Source organism: Microbacterium sp. ZOR0019, assembly GCF_000800925.1.
GTDB classification, from domain to species: domain Bacteria; phylum Actinomycetota; class Actinomycetes; order Actinomycetales; family Microbacteriaceae; genus Microbacterium; species Microbacterium aurugineum.
This window is the reverse complement of record NZ_JRKC01000005.1, coordinates 49390-70123: the sequence shown is the minus strand read 5'-3', so window position 1 is coordinate 70123 and position 20734 is coordinate 49390. Positions and strand designations below refer to the sequence as shown.

Below are 20734 nucleotides of genomic sequence, written 5' to 3'. Positions count from 1 at the left end.
GTCAGACTGACGTCATGCACCCCGCTTTCCTCTACCTACCCGGCGAACGTCTGAGCGAGAGCGAGCTCAGCGCCGCACGGATCGACGGCCATGTCGTCGAGGTGGGTGACGCCTACATCCCGGCCGACCTGGTCGCAGGACCCGACGTCCGCGCGAGCTCGGTGGCCGCGCTCGTCCAGCCGGGCACGGCCGCCTGCACGCAGACGGCCGCATGGATCCACGGCGCCGGAGACGCTCCCCCGGTCGTTCATCATGTGAGGCGCTGTATCGAACGTCGGATCCGACCGATCACGAGTGCGCGCCTGGTCTTCCACGACACCGTGCTGCCTGACGCCGATGTCGAGCTGATCGGCGGCGTTCCGGTCTCGACACCGGGGCGCACGATGCTCGACCTCGCCACGACGCTCCATCGCGATCCCCGCGTCCTGGTCTGGATGGACCGACTCGACGTCGCGGTCCCCGGCACCGCGGAGCTGGCTGTCGCCGCTCTGCGCGACCTGCGGAGGGTACCGGGGAGCCGTGTCGGGGTGGCCGCGCTGGAGCGACTCGCGCTCAGGAGGAGGTGACGCGATAGACGTCGTAGACGGCATCGATACGTCGGACGGCGTTGAGCACGCGGTCCAGGTGCACCGCGTCGCCCATCTCGAACACGAAGCGACTGAGTGCCAACCGCTCGTCTGTCGTCGTCACCGTGGCGGAGAGGATGTTGACGTGGTGTTCGCTGAGGACACGCGTCACGTCGGAGAGGAGCCCCGACCGGTCGAGAGCCTCGACCTGGATCTGAACGCGGAACACGCTCTTCGTGGTCGGAGCCCAGGACACCTCGACGAAACGATCCTGCTCGGATTCCAACGCCTTCACGTTCACGCAGTCCGCCCGGTGGACCGACACTCCGCTGCCGCGAGTGACGAAGCCGACGATCTGGTCACCGGGCACCGGGGTGCAGCACTTCGCGAGCTTCACGAGGATGTCGTTGGCTCCCCGGACGAGCACGCCCGAATCACCGGAACGCGGCTCCCGGCTCGGTACGCTGCCCGGCAGGTCGATGGCACCGGTCGTCGGGTCGTTCGCCGCCACCAGAGCGGTGACCTTCTCCAGGACCGACTGCGTCGAGACATGACCCTCACCGACGGCGGCGTAGAGCGCGGAGACGTCTTCGTAGTGCATCCCCCGAGCCACCTCGGCGAAAGAGTCGTGGCTCATCAGACGCTGCAGCGGCAGGTTCTGTCGACGCATCGCCCGTGCGATGGCCTCCTTGCCCTGCTCGATCGCTTCCTCGCGGCGCTCTTTCGTGAACCAGCCACGGATCTTGTTGCGGGCGCGCGTGCTCGCGACGAAGCCGAGCCAATCCTGGCTGGGACCGGCGTCGGGGTTCTTCGACGTGAAGACCTCGACGACGTCGCCGCTCTTGAGCTCGGACTCCAGCGGCACGAGTCGGCCGTTGACCTTGGCCCCCATGGTGCGGTGGCCGATCTCGGTGTGGACGGCGTACGCGAAGTCGACCGGAGTGGCACCGGACGGGAGACCGATCACGCGCCCCTTCGGTGTGAAGACGTACACCTCCTTCGCGCCGATCTCGAAACGCAGGGACTCGAGGAACTCGCCCGGGTCGGCGGTCTCCGCCTGCCAGTCCGAGATGTGGGCGAGCCACGCCATGTCGGTGTCGGAGGCGCGCACCTCGGTCTTGCCGCCGCCGTTCATCCGCTCCTTGTACATCCAGTGCGCGGCCACTCCGTACTCGGCCTGCTGGTGCATCTCGTGGGTGCGGATCTGGATCTCGACGGTTCGCCCCGACGGACCGATCACCGTCGTGTGGAGCGACTGGTAGAGGTTGAACTTCGGCGTGGCGATGTAGTCCTTGAACCGTCCGGGCAGCGGTGTCCACCGTGCGTGGATCGCGCCGAGGACCGCATAGCAGTCGCGCACGGACGCGACGAGCACGCGGATGCCGATCAGATCGTAGATGTCGTCGAACTCCCGGCCGCGGATGACCATCTTCTGGTAGACCGAGTAGAGCTGCTTCGGACGGCCGACGACCTTGCCGCGGATGCGGAGGTCGCGCAGGTCTTCGTCGATCTCCTCGACGACCTGGTTCAGGTACTTCTCCCGCTGAGGCGTGCGCTGGGCGATGAGACTGTGGATCTCGTTGTAGATCTTCGGATGCAGGACCGCGAAGGAGAGATCCTCCAGTTCCGACTTGATCGCCTGGATACCGAGTCGATTCGCCAGCGGCGCGTAGATCTCGAGGGTCTCCTTGGCCTTCTTCGCCGCCTTCTCCGGCGGGACGAAGCCCCAGGTGCGCGCGTTGTGCAGGCGGTCAGCGAGCTTGATCAGCAGGACGCGGATGTCTTTCGACATCGCCACGATCATCTTGCGGACGGTCTCCGCCTGGGCGCTCTCACCGTACTTGACCTTGTCGAGCTTGGTGACGCCGTCGACGAGCATCGCGACCTCGTCGCCGAACTCGGCAGTCAGATCAGTGAGCGCATAGCCCGTGTCCTCGACCGTGTCGTGCAGAAGGGCGGCCGCGATCGCTCGGGGGCCGAGACCGAGCTCCGCGAGGATCTGAGCGACCGCGAGAGGGTGGGTGATGTACGGCTCACCGCTCTGACGCTTCTGCCCCTCGTGCTTCTCCTTGGCGACGGCATAGGCCCGCTCGATGACCGAGAAGTCACCCTTGGGGTGGTTCACACGCACCGTACGGATCAGATTGTCGAGGTCGTTGATCCTCGACGCGCGGGAGAAGATCCGGGGAACCAGTCGTCGCAGACTAGAACCCTGCGTCGACGTCTGCGGTTCCGCCATCAACCCACCTCCCGATCAGTTCATCCTACGCGTGCTGTGCGGGCCGAGCTCCCGCTGCGGGCAGCCGATCAGGCTTCGACGGATGCCCTGCTGCGGGCGTCGCGGATGCGTGCGTCCCGCTCCTTGAGCTGCGGCTCGTTCTCGCGGAACAGCGAGTAGAGCGGCGCGGCCACGAACAGCGTCGAGTAGGTGGCCACCAGGATGCCGACGAAGATCGACAGGGAGATGTCGGTGAGCGATTCCGCACCGAGCCAGAAGGCGCCGATGAAGAGCACCGCGCCGACCGGAAGGGCGGCGACGACAGACGTGTTGATCGAGCGCACGAGTGTCTGGTTCACCGCGAGGTTCACCGATTCACCGAACAAGCGGGCAGACTTCTCCCCGTCCTCCGTCGTGTTCTCTCGAATCTTGTCGAAGACGACGGTGGTGTCATACAGGGAGTAGGCGAGGATCGTCAGGAAGCCGATCACCGCCGCCGGGGAGATCTCGAATCCGGCCAGGGCGTAGACGCCCACCGTGATCACGAGCACGTCGAGCAGACCGATGATCGCCGCGGCCGACATCTTCCACGTGCGGAAGTAGATCGCCAGGATCAGGAAGGTCAGGGCGAGGAAGATCGCGAGACCCCACAGTGACTGCTTGGTGACGTTCTCACCCCACGCCGGACCGATGAACGACGAGGTGACGTTGGCGGCCTCGACGCCGTAGGCGTCTGCGAGTGCGTCGGCGACCTGCTGCGTCTCGGCGGCGCTCATCTGGTCGGTCTGCACGCGGATGTCGGCGTTGTTCACGACGACGACCTTGGTCGAAGCGCCGGGCACGACCGACTGGACGGCCTCGGTCGCGGCGCCCTGGTCGAGCGTCTCGGGGGCCTGCACCGTGAACTGCGACCCGCCGGTGAACTCGATCGAGAACTGGATGGGGCGGAACAGCGGAACGAGCGCGGAACCGACCACGAGGGCGATCGCGATGATGAACCAGAGCCGACGCTTGCCGACGAACGGGAAGGAGGTCTTCCCCGAATACAGATTGTTGCCGAACTCATTCATGGAAGGCATCAGGCGTCTCCCTCACTTCCGGCGTTGGTCTGTCTGTCGCCCGCGAGCGCTTCCGCGCGTTTGCGTTCGGCGATGGTCTGTCGACGTTCTGCTTCGCCGCGGGACCGCGAGTTCTTCGCGCCGCGCCCGGCCGAGGCCGTCGAGACCTCCCGGTACTGGGAGCGACTCCGATAGACGGCGCCGAGCGCCTCGGGGTCGAGCCCCGACAGCTTGTGTCCCCCGCCGAAGAAGCGCGTGCGGGCGAGCAGTTGCATCACCGGGTGCGTGAAGATCACGAAGATGAACACGTCGATCAGCGTCGTGAGTCCGAGCGTGAACGCGAAGCCCTTCACGGTGGCGTCGGCGAGGATGTACAGCACGACAGCGGCGAGGACGTTGATCGACTTCGAGATGTAGATCGTCCGCTTCGCGCGACCCCAGCCGTCTTCCACGGCAGCCGTGATGGACTTGCCGTCGCGGAGTTCATCTCGTATTCGTTCGAAGTAGACGATGAACGAGTCGGCCGTGAAGCCGATCGAGACGATGAGACCCGCGACACCGGCGAGCGACAGGCGGAAGCCGATGCGCCAGGCCAGGATGCAGATGATGATGTAGGTCAAGATCGCCATCACCGCGATGGAGGCGATGATCACCGATCCGAGCGCGCGATAGACGATGAGTGAGTAGATCGCGACGAGGGCGAGACCGATGAGACCGGCGATCAGACCGATCTGCAGCTGCTGGGTACCGAGCGTCGCGGAGATCGTGTCGGAGCTCTGCACGGTGAAGCTGAGCGGCAGCGCACCGAACTTGAGCTGATCCGCGAGGGTGGTCGCGGTCTCCTGCGTGAAGCTGCCCGAGATGCTGGGGCGTCCGTCGAGGATGACGCCGTTCATGCGCGGCGCGCTGATCACGTCTCCATCGAGCACGAAGGCGAACTGATCGCGCGGCGAGAGTCCATCGATGCGGTTCTGGTTCAGGCGCGTGCTGACCTTGCCGAAGGCGTCTCCGCCCTCGCCGTTCATGGTGAGCTGGACGATCCAGGCGCCGGACTGCTGGTCGCGACCGGCGGAAGCGTCGGTGATGGCGGTGCCGTCGAGCTCGGCCGGGCCGAGCAGGAACTTCTGCGTGTCATCCGGCGAGCAGGCGATGACCGGCTCATCCTTCGGCGCCCGGGCCGGGGCGTTGTCGGGGTTCGCGCAGTCGTATGCCTGGAACTCCGCCGCGAGCTTCTCGGTCACCCAGGAGAGATCGCTCGCATCGGTCGGCGTCGCGGTCGGCGTCGCGTTCAGGGTGGGATCGGGGGTTGGGAACGGCGTGGCGTTCCCGTCCTCCCCGACGAACTCGGTGCCCGCCGCGTTCGTGTAGAGCACGGGCCGAAGCTCGAGCTGTGCACTCGCCTGGATCCGCTCACGGGTCTGCGCGTCGGCCTCGCCCGGGATCTGGACGACGATGTTCTGCCCGCCCTCGGTCGTGATGTCGGCCTCAGCCACACCTGACGCGTCGACGCGTTGCCGGATGATCGCCGCGGCCTGGTCGAGCTGTTCCTGCGTGGGAGCAGCTCCGTCTTCCGTCTCGGCGCTCAGGACGATCTGGGTGCCGCCCTGGAGGTCCAGCGCGAGCTCGGGTGTCCACGAACTCGCCGGCGCCCCCTCAGCGTCCTTGAAGACGTACACACCGAGCGAGTTGATGCCGAAGAGCACGCCGGTCACGAGGAGCAGGCCGAGGAGGACCCGCCAGGCGTGACGGACGGGAGAGGATGAAGCCACGTGTGTTCAGCTTTCTGAAAGGACGGAGATCCGGCGGGCCGTGTCGGCCGCGGACTTACTTGTCGTCGGCGTCCCGCTCGAGGCGGGCGCGGGTCTCCTCGGGGGTCTCGACCGGAGGCGCGGCCGGCTCGTCCGCATCCTGCTCCTCGACCGCGTCGACGGGCGTCTCGACGACGGCGTCCTTCGGTTCGACGACGCGCAGGATCGCCTGGCTGTGGACGTCGATGATCGTGCCGGGCGCGATCTCGACGAGCGCCGGGGTGTCGAGGTCCTCGGGGTCGTAGGAGACGATCGTGCCGTAGATGCCGCCCTGCAGGAGCACCTTGGCGCCGGGAACGGTCTTGGTCGCCTTCTCCTCCTGCTCGGCCTTCATCTGCTTCGTGCGCTTGCGCGTGTTGAAGATCATGAAGACGAGGAGGACGGCAAGAAGGCCGAAGAGCAGGAATTCCATGGGCATGGGGGAAGCGCCTTTCTCAGGTGCACGCTCCAGCCTTTGGGCGCGCGAAGGTATCCGGGAAGTCTTCAGTGATTATAGGTCATCCAACTTAAGCATCCCGTCCGGATGCGGAACGCCCAGGTGGGTGTATGCGTCGGGCATCGCCACACGGCCGCGCGGAGTCCGGCCCAGGAAGCCGATGCGCACGAGATACGGCTCGACCACGCTCTCCACGGTCTCGCCCTCTTCTCCGACGGCCACGGCGAGCGTGCTCAGGCCGACGGGACCTCCACGGAAGCGCCGCACGAGAGCGTCGAGGACCGCCCGGTCGAGCCGATCGAGGCCGATCGCGTCCACGTCATAGAGCTCCAGCGCCGCCCGCACGTCGCCGATCGTGGCCGCGCCGTGGCCGTGCACGAGCGCATAGTCCCGGACTCGGCGGAGCAGACGGTTCGCGATACGCGGTGTGCCCCGAGAACGGCGCGCGATCTCAGACAGCGAGTCGGTCGGCAGATCGACGCCCAGCACCGCGGCGGAGCGCGCGATGACCTGTTCCAGCTCGGACTCCTCGTAGAACTCCAGGTGCCCCGTGAATCCGAAGCGGTCCCGCAGCGGGTTGGGCAGCAGGCCGGAGCGGGTCGTCGCCCCCACGAGAGTGAACGGCGAGAGCTCGAGCGGGATGCTGGTCGCGCCCGCGCCCTTCCCGACCATGATGTCGATCCGGTAGTCCTCCATCGCGAGGTAGAGCATCTCCTCCGCCGAGCGGGCCATGCGATGGATCTCGTCGATGAAGAGCACTTCCCCCGGGACCAGGCTCGACAGCAGCGCCGCCAGGTCGCCCGCGTGCTGGATCGCGGGGCCGCTCGAGAGACGCAGCGGCCGCTCGCTCTCGTGCGCGACGATCATCGCGAGCGTCGTCTTCCCGAGCCCCGGCGGGCCCGCCAGAAGGATGTGATCGGCCGGCCGGCTCTGGAGTCGCGCCGCTTCGAGGAGCAGCTGCAGCTGTCCTCGGACTTTCTGCTGCCCGACGAAATCTCCGAGGCTCGTGGGGCGCAGTGCGCCCTCGATCGCGAGTTCGGTCTCGTCCGAGGGTTCCGACGCGTCGAGAGGGTCAGACATGCGGCTGGGCTCCCTTCGCCGGGCCCAACAGGGCGAGGGTGCGTCGGAGCAACGCCGCGACAGATGCACGCTCCGCCTCCGTGGCCTCCTCCGCCGTCTGGGCTGCCGCTTCGGTGGCGATCTTCTCCGACCACCCCAAGCCGACCAGGGCGGCGGAGACCTGGGTGACGACATCGGTGTTCCCCGCGGCGACGGACGTGGACGGGGCGGCGAACGCCTGCACCTTGCCCGCGAGCTGAAGCACGATGAGCTTGGCCGTCTTCGGGCCGATCCCGGAAACACGCCGGAACGGCGCATCGTCCTCGGCGGTGACGGCCTCCGCGATCTGATCGGTGGTGAGGTGCGACAGCACGCCGAGCGCCGACTTCGGGCCGACTCCGGTCACCCCGATCAGGAGGCCGAAGATCTCGAGTTCACCGCGGTCCGCGAAGCCGAACAGCGACAGGGAGTCCTCTCGCACGATGAGACTCGTGTGCAGGAGGAGCTTCTCCCCCACCGTGGCGGTGTGCGCGACATCGGCCGGGACGGCGACGGCGAACCCGACCCCGCCCACATCGACGACGACCTGATCGGACGTCGCGTGCAGAACGACGCCGTGCAGAGAGGAGATCATCGTCTCAGCCTACGGTGTCGCTCGTAGCTATGTTCGAGCGACACGCTCCGCCGCGGCCCAGGCGCGTTGCGCGGGCGTCAACGCGCTCTGACCGGATGTGGTCGGTCCTCCGCGACGCCAGGCATGACAGAGCGCGATCGCCAGAGCATCCGCCGCGTCGGCGGGCTGGGGCAGCGCATCCAGACGCAGGATCCGCGCGATCATGGTCTGCACCTGCCGCTTGTCGGCGGCGCCGTATCCGGTGACGGCCGCCTTCACCTCGCTCGGGGTATGCGTGGCGGCCGGCAACCCGGACTCGGACGCGATCAGCAGCGCGATCCCGCTGGCCTGCGCCGTGCCCATCACCGTGTGCGTGTTCTGCTGAGCGAACACCCGCTCGACGGCGACGGCATCGGGCCGGTGCTCAGCGATCACGGCGCGGATCCCTGCGGCGACGATCGCGAGGCGATCACCGATCTCCGCATCCGGCGACGATCGGATGACCCCCACGTGCACGAGGGTTCCCCGACGGGAACGGTCGACGTCCACGACACCGACACCGCACCGGGTCAGGCCCGGGTCGATACCGAGCACGCGCAGAGAGGAAGCCACTCCCCCAGGCTAGGCGGCGGAGCGGACACCGCGGGTCCGGCGCGCCTAGGCCTCGTCGTTCTCCAGCTCGGCCTGGACCTCGGTGCTCAGGTCGAAGTTCGTGAAGACGTTCTGCACGTCTTCACTGTCTTCGAGCGCATCGATGAGACGGAAGACCTTGCGTGCGGTGTCGGCGTCGATCTCGACCTTGAGGTTCGGAACGAACTCGACGTCAGCGGATTCGTAGTCAATCCCCGCTTCCTGGAGCGCGGTGCGCACGGCCACCAGGTCGGTCGCCTCGGTGATGATCTCGAAGCCCTCCGCGTGCGGCTCGATCTCCTCGGCGCCCGCCTCGAGCGCGGCCATCATGACGTCATCCTCGGTGGTGCCCTCGGAGCCGACGACGATGACGCCCTTGCGGCTGAAGTTGTAGGCGACGCTACCCGGATCGGCCAGCGTGCCGCCGTTGCGGCTGAGAGCCGTACGCACCTCTGCAGCCGCACGGTTCTTGTTGTCGGTCAGACACTCGATCATGAGGGCGACGCCGTTGGGTCCATAGCCTTCGTACATGATCGAGAGGTATTCGACGGCCTCGCCGCCGATGCCCGCACCGCGCTTCACCGCACGGTCGATGTTGTCCTTGGGGACCGAGGTCTTCTTGGCCTTCTGCACCGCGTCGAAGAGCGTCGGGTTGCCCGCAAGATCGGGTCCGCCGAGCTTCGCCGCGACCTCGATGTTCTTGATGAGCTTGGCCCAGGACTTCGCGCGCCTGGAGTCGATGATGGCTTTCTTGTGCTTCGTGGTCGCCCACTTGGAATGCCCGGACATAAGTCTCCGCTCGTCGTATCCGCCCCGGAGCGTGCCCAGGGCATCGACCATTCTATCGAAAAGCCACGGTTGCCCGAGTGGCGTCCACTGCGGCCGACCGCGCGGCCGTCAGTCGCGCGGGTCTCGCGCGGGCAGCCACTGCGACCGTGCCAGCCTCGCGTGACCACTGGTGCGATGGGGCCTCCGGGTGTAGGCCTGAGGCATGAAAGAGACGGCTCCCGACGACCGGACCCGCGCACTCGAGACCGCGCACGATGCCGCGCTCCGCTTCCTGGACTCGGTGGCCGAGCGGCCGGTGTGGCCGAGGGCTTCGCTCGACGAGATGCTCACCGCCTTCGGGGGCCCGCTCCCGGAACATGGTGTGGACGCCGCGGCAGTCGTGGAGGAGATGGCCGTGCTCGCCGATCCTGGACTCGTCGCGATCCCCGGCGGCCGGTTCTTCGGTTTCGTGATCGGCGGAACCCATCCGGCAGCCCTGGCCGCGGACTGGCTCGTCTCGGCGTGGGATCAGAACTCGGGCTCGTCGACTCTCACGCCGGCCACTGTGGCGATGGAACGCATCGCCGGGCAATGGATGCTCGAGGCCTTCGGGCTCCCCGCGACCGCCAGCGTCGGCTTCGTCACGGGCGGGCAGCTCGCCAACTTCACCTGCCTCGCCGCCGCGCGGCACTCCGTGCTGGCGCGCGCGGGGTGGGACATCGCCGAGCAGGGATTCCACGGGTCTCCGCCGCTGCGTCTCGTCGTCGGCACCCACCGGCACGGCTCCATCGACCGCGCCGCCCGGTTCCTCGGGATCGGGCGGGCGGAACTCACGATCGTCCCGACCGACGGCCAAGGGCGCATGAGCCCGGAGGCGCTCGATCAGGCACTCGTCGGCGCGGAGGGACCCCTCATCGTGTGCCTGCAGGCCGGAGAGGTGCACACCGGCGCCTTCGACGACTTCGCGGCGTTGATCCCCCTTGCCCGCCGGCACGGTGCATGGATCCACGTCGACGGCGCGTTCGGACTGTGGGCTGCGGCGTCTCCCGGGCTGAGCCACCTCACCGCCGGCATGGCGGACGCCGACTCCTGGGCGACCGACGCGCACAAGACGCTCAACGTGCCGTACGACTGCGGCATGGCGATCGTGCGCGACCCGGCCGACTCGATCGCCGCATTCCGCACCGGAGGCGACTATCTGATCTATTCGGGGCTCGACCCGTGGGATGTCACCCCGGAACTCTCTCGACGCGCCCGCGGGGTTCCCGCGTGGGCCGCACTGCGCAGTCTCGGTCGGTCGGGCATTGCGGAACTCATTGACCGTCTGCATGCGAACGCCGTCGCGATGGCGGCGGGACTCCGAACAGTGGAGTCGGTGGAAGTCATCAACGACGTCGACTACACACAGGTGATGTTCCGCCTCGGCTCCGACGAAGCGACGCGTGCGCTCGGCGCGGCGATCCTCGTCGACGGGACGGCCGCGATGACGGGTGCCGAATGGGAAGGGCGTGCGGCTCTGCGGTGCTCGATGTCGTCCTGGGCGACCACCCCGGAAGACATCGGCCGCACGGTCGAAGCCATCCGCGGCCTGGTCGCCGCAGGTTCGGCGGGCGGATGACCGAGACCGTGGGCTCCACATCCGGTTGCCCGCTCCGCACATCGTTCCCTCGGAAGACCGGCGCACATGGCGCAGGATGGACACATGCGCAGATCGCGACACATCACTCCTGCCTCCCGCTCTTCGGACGTGCGGAACGGCGAGCCGACGCCGGCCGACTCCCTGCGGTACCTGCTCCATCTCCCGGACGACTACGACACCGACCCCGACCGACGGTGGCCACTCGTCCTGTTCCTGCATGGTTCGGGTGAGCGCGGTACCGACGTCGAGCTCGCCGCCGTGCACGGTCCGCCGAGTCTGGCGGATGCCGGGCAGGAGTTCCCCTTCGTCCTCGTCACGCCTCAGTGCGGCGAATCGAGTCAGTGGGTCGCGGAGCTCTCGACGTTGTCCGTGCTGCTCGACGAGGTCGTCGCGGCACACCGCATCGATGCGTCCCGCATATCGGTGACAGGACTCAGCATGGGCGGATTCGGGGCCTGGAGCCTGGCGGTGCGCTATCCCGACCGGCTCGCGTCGATCGCGCCGATCTGCGGAGGACTCTGGATGCAGAGCGCTGCGCCGCTCCGTGACGTGCCCGTCTGGGCTTTCCACGGTGATGCCGACGATGTCGTGCCGTTCTCCGCCACGGAACAGATCGTCAACGAACTCCGAGGCCTCGGTGCCGACGCCCGGTTCACTCGATACGCAGGCGTCGGTCACGATTCCTGGACCGAGACCTATGAGAACCCCGAGCTGTACGACTGGCTCCTCTCTCACCGGCGCCCGGTCTGACCCGGACCCTCGGCCGGACCTAGGCGCTCTGCGGAGCCCTCGTACGGTGCCGCGACTCCACCCGTGCGAGGAAGCGTTCGTGAAAACGGCGCTCCCCCGTGATCTCGGGGTGGAAGCTCAGTCCGAGCAGATTCCCCTGCTCCACCGCGACCACGCGCCCGTCCGGCAGCGCCGCGAGCACGGTCGCGCGCGGACCGACCGACTCGACCACGGGCCCACGGATGAAGGCCGCCGACACCGGGCCCCCGCCGAACGCAGGGACCTCGAGTTCCGCCTCGAACGACTCGACCTGGCGACCGAAGGCGTTCCGGCGCACGACGACGTCGAGCCCTCCGAACGACTCCTGCCCGTCGATCGCGTCGACGATGTCATCCGCGAGCATGATCAAGCCCGCGCAGGTGCCGAGCACCGGCATGCCCGAGGCGATCGCGTCGCGGATCGGCTCCTGCATGCCGAAGATCCGGGAGAGCTTGTCGATCACGCTCGACTCGCCCCCCGGGATCACGAGTCCGTCGACCGCGGCGAGCTCGTCGGGGCGACGCACCGGAGTGGCATCGGCGCCGAGTCCCGTCAGCAGGGCGACATGCTCGCGCACGTCGCCCTGCAATGCGAGGACGCCGACCTTGCCTCTACCAGCCACGCTCGGCGAGACGGTGAGGTGCCGGGAGGTCGCTCACGTTGATGCCGACCATCGCCTCGCCCAGCCCACGCGAAACCTCGGCGATGACCTTGGCGTCGTCATAGAAGGTCGTCGCCTTGACGATGGCCTTGGCCCGCTCTGCCGGGTTGCCCGACTTGAAGATGCCGGAGCCGACGAAGACGCCGTCAGCACCGAGCTGCATCATCATGGCGGCATCGGCGGGGGTCGCGACCCCTCCGGCCACGAACAGCACGACCGGGAGCGTGCCGGTCTCAGCGATCTCGGCGACGAGTTCGTACGGGGCCTGCAACTCCTTCGCCGCGACGAAGAGCTCGTCCTTGGGGAGCGCGGTGAGCGCGGCGATCTCTCCGCGGATCTTGCGGATGTGCTTCATCGCCTCGGAGACGTCGCCGGTCCCGGCCTCTCCCTTGGAACGGATCATCGCCGCTCCCTCATTGATGCGGCGGAGCGCCTCGCCGAGGTTCGTCGCACCGCACACGAACGGGACGGTGAAGCCGTACTTGTCGATGTGGTTGACGTAGTCGGCCGGTGAGAGCACCTCGGACTCGTCGATGTAATCCACACCGAGTTCCTGCAGCACCTGCGCCTCGACGAAGTGCCCGATGCGGGCCTTCGCCATCACGGGGATGGAGACGGCGTCGATGATGCTGTCGATCATGTCGGGGTCGCTCATGCGGGAGACACCGCCCTGCGCACGGATGTCCGCCGGCACACGCTCGAGAGCCATCACGGCGACGGCGCCCGCGTCTTCGGCGATCTTCGCCTGCTCTGCCGTGACGACGTCCATGATGACGCCGCCCTTGAGCATCTCGGCGAGGCCGCGCTTGACGCGCGCGGATCCGGTGGTTGTCTGCTCTGCCATGGGGAACTCCTGTCGGATGCACCGAAGTCGGGTTTGATCTAGGTCAAACATAGCACTGTCCGATTCGACCTAGAATCACAGAGGAGGACCATGAGCGACCAGATCACCGGGACGACCGCAGCGGACATCGCCGACAGCGTGCGTTCCTTGCGCGACCGCGGAATCCTCCGGGTCGGTGCTGTCCTCCCCCCGGTGCGCGAGCTCGCTGCCACGCTCGGCGTCAACCGCAACACGGCTGTGGCCGCGTACCGGCAGCTCGCCCAGGCAGGCCTCGTCGTCTCGCGCGGGCGTGCGGGCACCGTCGTGGCAGGTCTCGAATCGGTGGCCCAGGAGGGATACGCGCCCGACACGGTGCTTCGCGACATCGGCACGGGCAACCCCGACCCCCGGCTCATCCCCGACCCGGCACCCGCGCTGATGACGATCGCCTCCCGTCCCGTGCTCTACGGCGAGCCCGTGATCGATCGTGGCCTCGAAGAGTGGTCCCGGCAGTGGATCTCGTCCGATCTCCGCGCCGACGACTTCCGGATCACGGTGACGAGCGGTGCCGTCGACGCGGTCGAGCGTCTGCTTGCGCAGGCACTCATGCGCGACGACGCCGTGGCACTCGAAGACCCCTGCTTCCTCGCGAGCATCCACACGGTGCGTCTGGGCGGCTACCGGGCGGTCCCCGTGCCCGTCGACGGCGAAGGCATGACCGTCGACGGACTGCGAGCGGCGCTGGACGCAGGCGTCCGCGCCATCATCTGCACCCCGCGCGCACAGAACCCGACCGGGGCGAGCCTCACGGCGACGCGGGCGGCCGAGCTCCGCGCGATACTCGCCGACCATCCGTACGTGCTGATCGTCGAGGACGACCACTTCTCGATGCTGTCGCAGGGGCCCTACGAGTCCCTCATCGGCGCTGAACACAGACGGTTCGCCCTCGTGCGGTCGGTGTCGAAGTTCCTCGGACCAGACATGTGCCTCGCGATCGCGGCCACGGATGCCGAGACCGCGGAACGGCTCGCGATGCGCCTGAGCCCGGGAACCACGTGGGTCAGTCACCTCCTGCAACGCCTCGCGCTGACGCAACTGACCGACGAGACGGTCAGGACCGAGGTCGCCGCGGCGGCTGCGCACTATGCCGAGCGGAATGCGTCGTTCGTCGAGAGACTGCGCGCGCACGGGATCGACGCGACCGAGTCCGACGGTCTCAGCCTGTGGGTCGAGCTGTCGCGACCCGCGCGGACGGTTGCCGATCGACTCATGCGACGCGGGTGGCTCGCCCGCACCGGAGACGACTTCGCGCTCGACGAACGCGCGGAGCCCTCCCACCACCTGCGTCTGACCGTTCACGACCTGTCCGATGCCGACGCGGAGACGCTCGTCGCTGACCTCGTCGCCGCCGGACGATGACCACCACCTGTCGCGGGCAACGCCCCGCCCTGAACGAAAGGGTCGGAGAATGAAGATCCTCTCCATCCAGTCCGCCGTCGCTTACGGACACGTCGGCAACTCGGCGGCCGTGTTCCCGCTGCAGCGCATCGGCGTCGAAGTGCTGCCGGTCTACACGGTGAACTTCTCCAACCACACCGGCTACGGCGCGTGGCGCGGACCGCTGATCGCCCCCGATGACGTGCGTGAGGTCATCACCGGGATCGAAGAGCGTGGCGTCTTCGGGGGCATCGACGCGATCCTCAGCGGCTACCAGGGCGGAGAGGGCATCGGCGACGTGATCATCGACGCCGTCGCGCGGGTGAAGGCGGCGAACCCGAACGCCGTCTACGCGTGCGATCCGGTCATGGGCAATGCCAAGTCGGGGTGCTTCGTCGCCCTGGCCATCCCCGTGCTCCTGCGGGAGCGCGTGGTGCCGGTCGCGGACATCATCACGCCGAACCAGTTCGAGCTGGGTTTCCTCACCGACACCGAGCCGGACACGCTGGAGTCCACGCTCGCTTCGGTCGACCTCGCCCACGCGATGGGTCCGCGGACCGTCCTCGTGACGAGCGTCGAACGACCCGACCGCGAAGAGGGCACGATCGAGATGCTCGCCGCCGACGAGAAGGGTGCCTGGGTCGTGCAGACCCCGCACCTTCCGATGAAGGCGAACGGCTCCGGTGACGTGACGGCAGCGCTGTTCACCGCGCACTACGTCGAGACCGGGAGCGCGAAGGTCGCGCTCGAACGCACGGCGTCCAGCGTGTACGACCTGCTGAAGGCGACGCTGGAGTCCGGCGAGCGTGAGCTCCAGTTGGTCGAGGCGCAGGAGTTCTACGCGAACCCGCAGATGCAGTTCACGGCGCGTCAGGTGCGCTGACCTTCTCGGTCGGCCCTTCCGGCTGCGGCCACGCGGCAGCCACGGCGTGACGCACCTCGCCGAGGAGCTGCGGCAGCGCCTTGGTCTTCGCGATGATCGGGAAGAAGTTCGCGTCCGACGTCCACCGCGGCACCACGTGCTGGTGCAGATGGGCATCGACACCGGCTCCTGCCACCGCACCTTGATTCATGCCGAGGTTGAAGCCGTCGCACCGGGAGACCTCCCGCAGCACGCGCATCGCGGTCTGCGTGAGAGCACCGATCTCGGCGACCTCCTCCGGCGTCGCCTGGTCGTAGGTGGCGATGTGACGGTACGGGCAGACGAGCAGATGGCCCGAGTTGTACGGGAACAGGTTCAACAGCACGTAGGCGGTCTCGCCGCGAGCGACCACGAGGCGCTCGGTGTCCGGGAACTTCGGCGCCTCGCAGAACGGACATTCCTCACGGAGGGGTTCGGGCCCGGCCTGGATGTACGCCATCCGATGCGGGGTCCACAGCCGCTGGAACTCGTCGGGCACACCGGCCAGACGTCCGGCGTCCTCCAGCGGCTGCTCCCCCTCGGTCACGCCAGGTCCCCTGCTGTCTGCACCAGGGCGTGGCTGTCGATGGCTGCGCGGATCCGAGCCACGGCGTCCGCGATCGGAACCCCGTTCTCCTGGGCGCCGTCGCGGTAGCGGAACGAGACGGTGCCGGCGTCACGGTCCTTCTCCCCCGCGATCAGCAGCAGCGGCACCTTGCCGGTCGTGTGCGTGCGGATCTTCTTCTGCATGCGGTCGTCCGAAGTGTCGAGCTCCGCGCGCACACCTTGGGCGCGCAGCGTGTCGACGACCTCGCCCAGGTAGTCGGCGAAGTCTTCGGCGACCGGGATGCCCACGACCTGCACCGGCGAGAGCCACACCGGGAAGTCGCCCGCGTAGTGCTCGAGCAGGATCGCGAAGAACCGCTCGATCGAGCCGAACAGCGCGCGGTGGATCATGATCGGGCGCTTCTTCTGCCCGTCCTTGTCCATGAACTCGAGGTCGAAGCGCTCGGGCAGGTTGGGGTCGACCTGCACGGTGGAGAGCTGCCAGGTGCGACCGATCGCATCGCGCGTCTTGAGGTCGATCTTCGGACCGTAGAACGCAGCCTCACCGGGGACCTCGGTCAGCTTGAGGCCGGAGGCGACGGCGACGCGGCGCAGCGCATCGGTGGACGACTCCCAGAACTCGTCCGTGCCGATCCACTTCGACTTCTCGTCGTCCTTCATCGAGAGCTCGAGCTCGAAATCGGTCAGACCGAAGTCGCGCAGCATCGAGAGGATGAACTCGAGGACCTTGGCGACCTCGGCCTCGAGCTGATCGGGCGTCACGAACAGATGCGAATCGTCCTGGGTGAAGCCCCGCACGCGGGTGAGGCCATGCAGCGCGCCGGAGAGCTCGTTGCGGTAGACCGTGCCGTTCTCGGCGAACCGCAACGGCAGGTCACGGTAGCTGCGCGCGCGCTCCTTGTAGATGAGGATGTGCATCGGACAGTTCATGGGCTTCAGGTAGTAGTCCTGGCCCTGCTTGGTGATGTTGCCTTCGTCGTCGCGCTCCTCGTCCATCACGATCGGCGGGAACATGCCCTCCTTGTACGTGACGAGGTGGTTCGACGTGAGGAACAGGTCTTCCTTCGAGATGTGCGGCGTGTACACATAGGTGTAGCCGCCCTCGATGTGGCGCTTGCGAGCGTGCTGCTCCATCTCGCCACGGATGACGCCGCCGCGCGGGTGCCAGACCGAGAGGCCGGAGCCGATCTCCTCGGGGAACGAGAACAGGTCGAGCTCCTTGCCGAGGCGACGGTGGTCGCGCTTGGCGGCCTCCTCCAGCCGGTGCTGGTACGCGCGCAGCTCGTCCTTGGTGGGCCACGCCGTGCCGTAGATGCGCTGCAGCTGCGGGTTCTTCTCACTGCCCCGCCAATACGCGGCGGCGATGCGGGTGAGGTCCCAGCCGTTGCCGATCATGCGCGTGTTGGGCAGATGAGGGCCGCGGCAGAGGTCCTTCCAGACGACCTCGCCGTCGCGGGTGGTGTTGTCGTAGATCGTCAGCTCGCCCTCGCCGACCTCGACGGAGGCACCCTCCGCCGCTTCCTTCCCGCCCTTGAGTCCGATGAGCTCCAGCTTGAACGGCTCGTCGGCGAGCTCGGCGCGCGCCTCGTCGTCCGTCACGACCCGGCGGACGAAGCGCTGGCCCTCGCGGACGATGCGCTGCATCTCCTTGGTGATGGCCTTGATGTCTTCGGGCGTGAACGGGGTCTCGACGCCGAAGTCGTAGTAGAAGCCGTCCGTGATGGGCGGACCGATGCCGAGGTTCGCCTGCGGGTTGATGCGCTGCACCGCCTGTGCCAGCACATGGGCCGCGGAGTGGCGGAGGATGTTCAGCCCGTCCTGACTGTCGATCGTGATCGGCTCGACCTCGTCGGTGTCGGTCAGGGTCGTGGCGAGATCCTTGAGTTCGCCGTTGACGCGCATAGCGACGACGTTTCGGTCAGTGAACAGGGCGAAGCCGTCATTCGGCCGGGCGTTTTCAGGCACAGAAACTCTCCATCTGGGTCGGTACCCAGGTTACCGGTACGGTCGGGCGCTCCGGACCGCTACGCGACGGCGTCGCACCCGCTCTTGGTCATCGGCGCCGGACATCTCCCGATCCTGCGATCTCCTGGGTGACACGGGCTTTCCCGCCATAGGAGACGTCGCCGCTGCCGTCGATGACGACCGCGAGGTTTCCGTCCACGGTCACATCTGCGCTCCCTGAACCGCGGATCGAGACGAAAGCGTCCTCGCTGCGCAGATCCTCGGCCGTGTGTTCGCCGGAACCGCGGATCGAGACGTCCTGGGAGCGCGCCGTGCCGTCGATCGCCACCGCGCCGGAGCCGTCGATGCGCACGGTCAGGTCCTCGACGACGGTGTCATGGGCGACGATCTCGCCGGCGCCGTCGACCCGGAGCACAGCCGTCGCAGCATCGATCCCCGTGGCCTCCACGTCGCCCGAGCCGCGCACGGTCACCGTCGGGGCGATCGCACCGGACAGGTCGATGCGGGCATCGCCTGACCCCTGCACCACGAGCGATTCGAGAGACGACACGGTCAGCTCGTAGCGGATCTCGCCGTTCCGGAGCACCGGCTCGCCGTTCATCCCGAGCCGCAGGACGCCGCCTTCGACGTGGGCGGTCAGGTGCTCGATGACCCGCTCGCCCGCCGTCACGGTGAGTGCGGGCGTCGCGCCGAGAGTCACGGTCAGATCGCCGGAGGTGTCGAGCTCGACCGCGGCGACATCCGGCACCGCACGCTCCTGCGAGACGACCGGTCCCGCGTCGAACGACGCGCATCCGTCAGCGCCGATGCGGAGAGGGCGAGGAGGAGGACGGAAGAACCGACGAGACGTGAGCGCATGGTCTCAGCGTACGAAGCGTCCGGCGGAGTCCGCCACCCACCGGGGTACGGACCTCGTATGCCCCCTCGGTATGAGTTCGCAGGGCGCGGATCGCCGGACCATCACGTAGCGTGAGGGCATGAGAGCAGTCGCCCGATGGATCCTTGCGATCGCGCTGGGCGCGATCGGCATCATGCACTTCACTTCGACCCGCGGCTTCCGTATCGTCGTGCCCGACTGGGCGGTGCAGGTGACGAAGCTCGACAAGAACGACATCGTCCTCGCTTCCGGTGCCGCCGAGATCGCCCTGTCCGCCGGCCTCATCGCGCTCCCCCGCGAACGTCGCCGGATCGGCTGGGCGACCGCCGCGTTCTTCGTCGCCGTCTTCCCCGGGAACGTCCATCAGTGGCAGACCGGACGATCCACCCCGGGACTCGATACGGATGCCCGACGACTCGGGCGCCTCTTCCTGCAGCCGCTGCTCGTGCTGTGGGCGCTCTGGGCGACGGACGAGCGTCCCCCGCGCCGCCGCTGAACCCGCCTCCGCGGACAGCGTCCATCGTCCTCGGGGTCAGGGACAATGGGGCGATGTCCTCTCCTTCGATCGTCTGGTTCCGTGACGACCTTCGCCTGGCAGACAATCCTGCACTCCGTGCGGCGATCGAGCACGGCGAGCCGATCATCGCGCTGTTCGTGCTCGATGAGGAATCCGAGGGGCTCCGTCCGCTCGGCGGCGCAGCACGGTGGTGGCTGCACCATTCGCTCGCCTCGCTCGCGGAACGCCTGCATGACAAGGGGGCGACACTCGTGCTGAGGCGGGGCGCTGCGGACGGCGTCTTGAGGGAGCTCGTGACGGATGCCGGAGCCGGGGCCGTGTTCTGGAACCGTCGTTACGGCGGCCCGGAACGCGCCGTCGACGCGGGCATCAAGTCGGCACTCCGCGCGGATGGCGTCACGGTCGCATCTTTCGCCGCGTCGCTCCTCCACGAACCGTGGACGATCACGACCGGCAGCGGCACCCACTACTCGGTCTTCACGCCGTTCTGGCGCGCATGCCTCGCCCTCCCTGCGCCTCGCACTCCCCTCCCCGAGCCCCGGGAGATCGCGGGAGCACCGCGTCCGCCGGCATCCGACGCCCTCGAGGACTGGGCGCTTCTCCCCACGACACCGGACTGGGCATCGGGACTCCGCGAGACCTGGGAGCCGGGTGAGCCGGCCGCGCGGCGCCGTGTGAAGGAGTTCCTCGAGAACGACCTTCCCGGCTACGACAGCGCCCGTGACGAGCCGTCTGCGGGCGCCACCTCGCTGCTGTCACCGCGGCTCCGCTGGGGCGAGGTGAGCCCGTTCACGGTCTGGCACGAGGCGGTCGGCATCGACGGCAGCGGCCGCTTCCTCTCGGAGCTCGGCTGGCGCGAGTTCGCCTGGCACACGCTGTACCACTTCCCGGATCTGGCGGCGAAGAACCTGCGGCCGGAGTTCGACGCCTTCCCTTGGCCGCCGCTCGACCCGTCGCAGCTGGATGCCTGGCAGCACGGAGAGACGGGCGTCCCGCTGGTGGATGCCGGGATGCGCGAGCTCTGGCACACGGGTTACATGCACAACCGGGTGCGCATGGTGACGGCGTCGTTCCTCATCAAGAATCTGCTGATCGACTGGCGACACGGCGAGGAGTGGTTCTGGGACACGCTGGTCGACGCCGACGAAGCCAGCAACCCCTTCAACTGGCAGTGGGTAGCGGGTTCCGGAGCGGATGCCGCACCGTACTTCCGCGTGTTCAACCCCGAACTGCAGGCCAAGAAGTTCGACCCGCAGGGCGTCTACATCTCGCGTTGGGCATCGAAGGCGCCGACGGAGCCGATCGTCGACCTCGCGGAGACACGGAAAGCTGCGCTCGCAGCGTACGACGCCGTCAAGCGGGCCCCGAAGACACGGCGCGAGGGGAACGACCGCGTCCGCGATCGGTAGGCGTGCGACGGTGG

Annotated in this window: 20 protein-coding genes; 7 read left to right on the top strand and 13 right to left on the bottom strand. The window is 67.9% G+C overall.

Annotated features, from left to right (window positions below; translation table 11 throughout):
• The first annotated feature begins 14 nt into the window (after positions 1–14).
• The gene (locus tag L978_RS01260) at positions 15–566 is read left to right on the top strand and encodes a type IV toxin-antitoxin system AbiEi family antitoxin (RefSeq protein ID WP_052193243.1); all 552 of its coding nucleotides are present in this window, start codon (positions 15–17) and stop codon (positions 564–566) included.
• Here L978_RS01260 and L978_RS01255 read toward each other — a convergent pair.
• The 8 genes from L978_RS01255 to L978_RS01220 form a co-directional block, all read right to left on the bottom strand.
• Positions 553–2805 (bottom strand): RelA/SpoT family protein, encoded by a 2253-nt coding sequence (locus tag L978_RS01255; RefSeq protein WP_047519493.1) that lies wholly within the window; start codon positions 2803–2805, stop codon positions 553–555. The two genes, L978_RS01260 and L978_RS01255, sit on opposite strands and share 14 nt — an antisense overlap.
• 68 nt (positions 2806–2873) lie before the next feature.
• Positions 2874–3863: a protein translocase subunit SecF gene (gene secF / locus L978_RS01250; RefSeq protein WP_047519491.1), complete on the bottom strand. Its 990-nt coding sequence runs from the start codon at positions 3861–3863 to the stop codon at positions 2874–2876.
• Positions 3863–5611, bottom strand: a complete 1749-nt coding sequence (gene secD, locus L978_RS01245; RefSeq protein ID WP_047519489.1) for a protein translocase subunit SecD — start codon at positions 5609–5611, stop codon at positions 3863–3865. The genes secF and secD overlap by 1 nt, the downstream gene beginning before the upstream one ends.
• A gap of 55 nt (positions 5612–5666) precedes the next feature.
• Positions 5667–6068: a preprotein translocase subunit YajC gene (locus L978_RS01240; RefSeq protein ID WP_372491375.1), complete on the bottom strand. Its 402-nt coding sequence runs from the start codon at positions 6066–6068 to the stop codon at positions 5667–5669.
• A 72-nt stretch (positions 6069–6140) separates the two neighbouring features.
• The gene (ruvB, locus tag L978_RS01235; RefSeq protein ID WP_047519487.1) at positions 6141–7166 is read right to left on the bottom strand and encodes a Holliday junction branch migration DNA helicase RuvB; all 1026 of its coding nucleotides are present in this window, start codon (positions 7164–7166) and stop codon (positions 6141–6143) included.
• Entirely contained in the window at positions 7159–7779 is a 621-nt protein-coding gene (ruvA, locus tag L978_RS01230) for a Holliday junction branch migration protein RuvA (protein WP_047519485.1), read from the bottom strand. Before ruvA ends, ruvB begins: the two co-directional genes overlap by 8 nt.
• Before the next feature lie 27 nt (positions 7780–7806).
• Positions 7807–8370, bottom strand: a complete 564-nt coding sequence (gene ruvC / locus L978_RS01225) for a crossover junction endodeoxyribonuclease RuvC (RefSeq protein ID WP_047519483.1) — start codon at positions 8368–8370, stop codon at positions 7807–7809.
• Positions 8371–8415: 45 nt separating this feature from the next.
• Positions 8416–9177 carry a YebC/PmpR family DNA-binding transcriptional regulator gene (locus L978_RS01220; RefSeq protein WP_047519481.1) on the bottom strand — a complete coding sequence of 254 codons (762 nt, stop codon included), beginning with the start codon at positions 9175–9177 and terminating at the stop codon, positions 8416–8418.
• Positions 9178–9379: 202 nt separating this feature from the next.
• Here L978_RS01220 and L978_RS01215 point away from each other — a divergent pair, with 202 nt between their 5' ends.
• Both L978_RS01215 and L978_RS01210 read left to right on the top strand, forming a co-directional pair.
• Positions 9380–10774: a pyridoxal phosphate-dependent decarboxylase family protein gene (locus L978_RS01215; RefSeq protein ID WP_047519479.1), complete on the top strand. Its 1395-nt coding sequence runs from the start codon at positions 9380–9382 to the stop codon at positions 10772–10774.
• A gap of 84 nt (positions 10775–10858) precedes the next feature.
• On the top strand, positions 10859–11545 hold the full coding sequence (locus L978_RS01210) for a dienelactone hydrolase family protein (RefSeq protein ID WP_047519478.1): 687 nt from the start codon (positions 10859–10861) through the stop codon (positions 11543–11545).
• A 19-nt stretch (positions 11546–11564) separates the two neighbouring features.
• On the opposite strand, the gene pdxT is transcribed toward L978_RS01210, so the two are convergent.
• Together pdxT and pdxS are read right to left on the bottom strand one after the other, a co-directional pair.
• Complete coding sequence (gene pdxT / locus L978_RS01205; protein ID WP_047519476.1) at positions 11565–12185, bottom strand: pyridoxal 5'-phosphate synthase glutaminase subunit PdxT; 621 nt, start codon at positions 12183–12185, stop codon at positions 11565–11567.
• Positions 12175–13068 (bottom strand): pyridoxal 5'-phosphate synthase lyase subunit PdxS, encoded by an 894-nt coding sequence (pdxS, locus tag L978_RS01200; protein WP_047519474.1) that lies wholly within the window; start codon positions 13066–13068, stop codon positions 12175–12177. The genes pdxT and pdxS overlap by 11 nt, the downstream gene beginning before the upstream one ends.
• A 90-nt stretch (positions 13069–13158) precedes the next feature.
• On the opposite strand from pdxS, the gene L978_RS01195 reads away from it, so the two are divergent.
• Together L978_RS01195 and pdxY are read left to right on the top strand one after the other, a co-directional pair.
• The gene (locus L978_RS01195) at positions 13159–14466 is read left to right on the top strand and encodes an aminotransferase class I/II-fold pyridoxal phosphate-dependent enzyme (RefSeq protein ID WP_047519473.1); all 1308 of its coding nucleotides are present in this window, start codon (positions 13159–13161) and stop codon (positions 14464–14466) included.
• Between the two features lie 49 nt (positions 14467–14515).
• Entirely contained in the window at positions 14516–15367 is an 852-nt protein-coding gene (pdxY, locus tag L978_RS01190) for a pyridoxal kinase PdxY (protein WP_047519471.1), read from the top strand.
• Here pdxY and L978_RS01185 read toward each other — a convergent pair.
• The 3 genes from L978_RS01185 to L978_RS18170 form a co-directional block, all read right to left on the bottom strand.
• On the bottom strand, positions 15345–15932 hold the full coding sequence (locus tag L978_RS01185; protein ID WP_052193242.1) for an HIT family protein: 588 nt from the start codon (positions 15930–15932) through the stop codon (positions 15345–15347). The genes pdxY and L978_RS01185 overlap by 23 nt on opposite strands.
• Positions 15929–17854, bottom strand: a complete 1926-nt coding sequence (gene thrS / locus L978_RS01180) for a threonine--tRNA ligase (RefSeq protein WP_052193241.1) — start codon at positions 17852–17854, stop codon at positions 15929–15931. Before thrS ends, L978_RS01185 begins: the two co-directional genes overlap by 4 nt.
• Before the next feature lie 151 nt (positions 17855–18005).
• On the bottom strand, positions 18006–18665 hold the full coding sequence (locus tag L978_RS18170; protein ID WP_052193240.1) for a GIN domain-containing protein: 660 nt from the start codon (positions 18663–18665) through the stop codon (positions 18006–18008).
• Positions 18666–18894: 229 nt separating this feature from the next.
• Between L978_RS18170 and L978_RS01170 the strand changes: the two genes are divergently transcribed.
• Positions 18895–19290 carry a DoxX family protein gene (locus tag L978_RS01170; protein WP_047519467.1) on the top strand — a complete coding sequence of 132 codons (396 nt, stop codon included), beginning with the start codon at positions 18895–18897 and terminating at the stop codon, positions 19288–19290.
• Between the two features lie 53 nt (positions 19291–19343).
• Complete coding sequence (locus L978_RS01165; RefSeq protein ID WP_047519465.1) at positions 19344–20720, top strand: cryptochrome/photolyase family protein; 1377 nt, start codon at positions 19344–19346, stop codon at positions 20718–20720.
• Positions 20721–20734 lie beyond the last annotated feature (14 nt).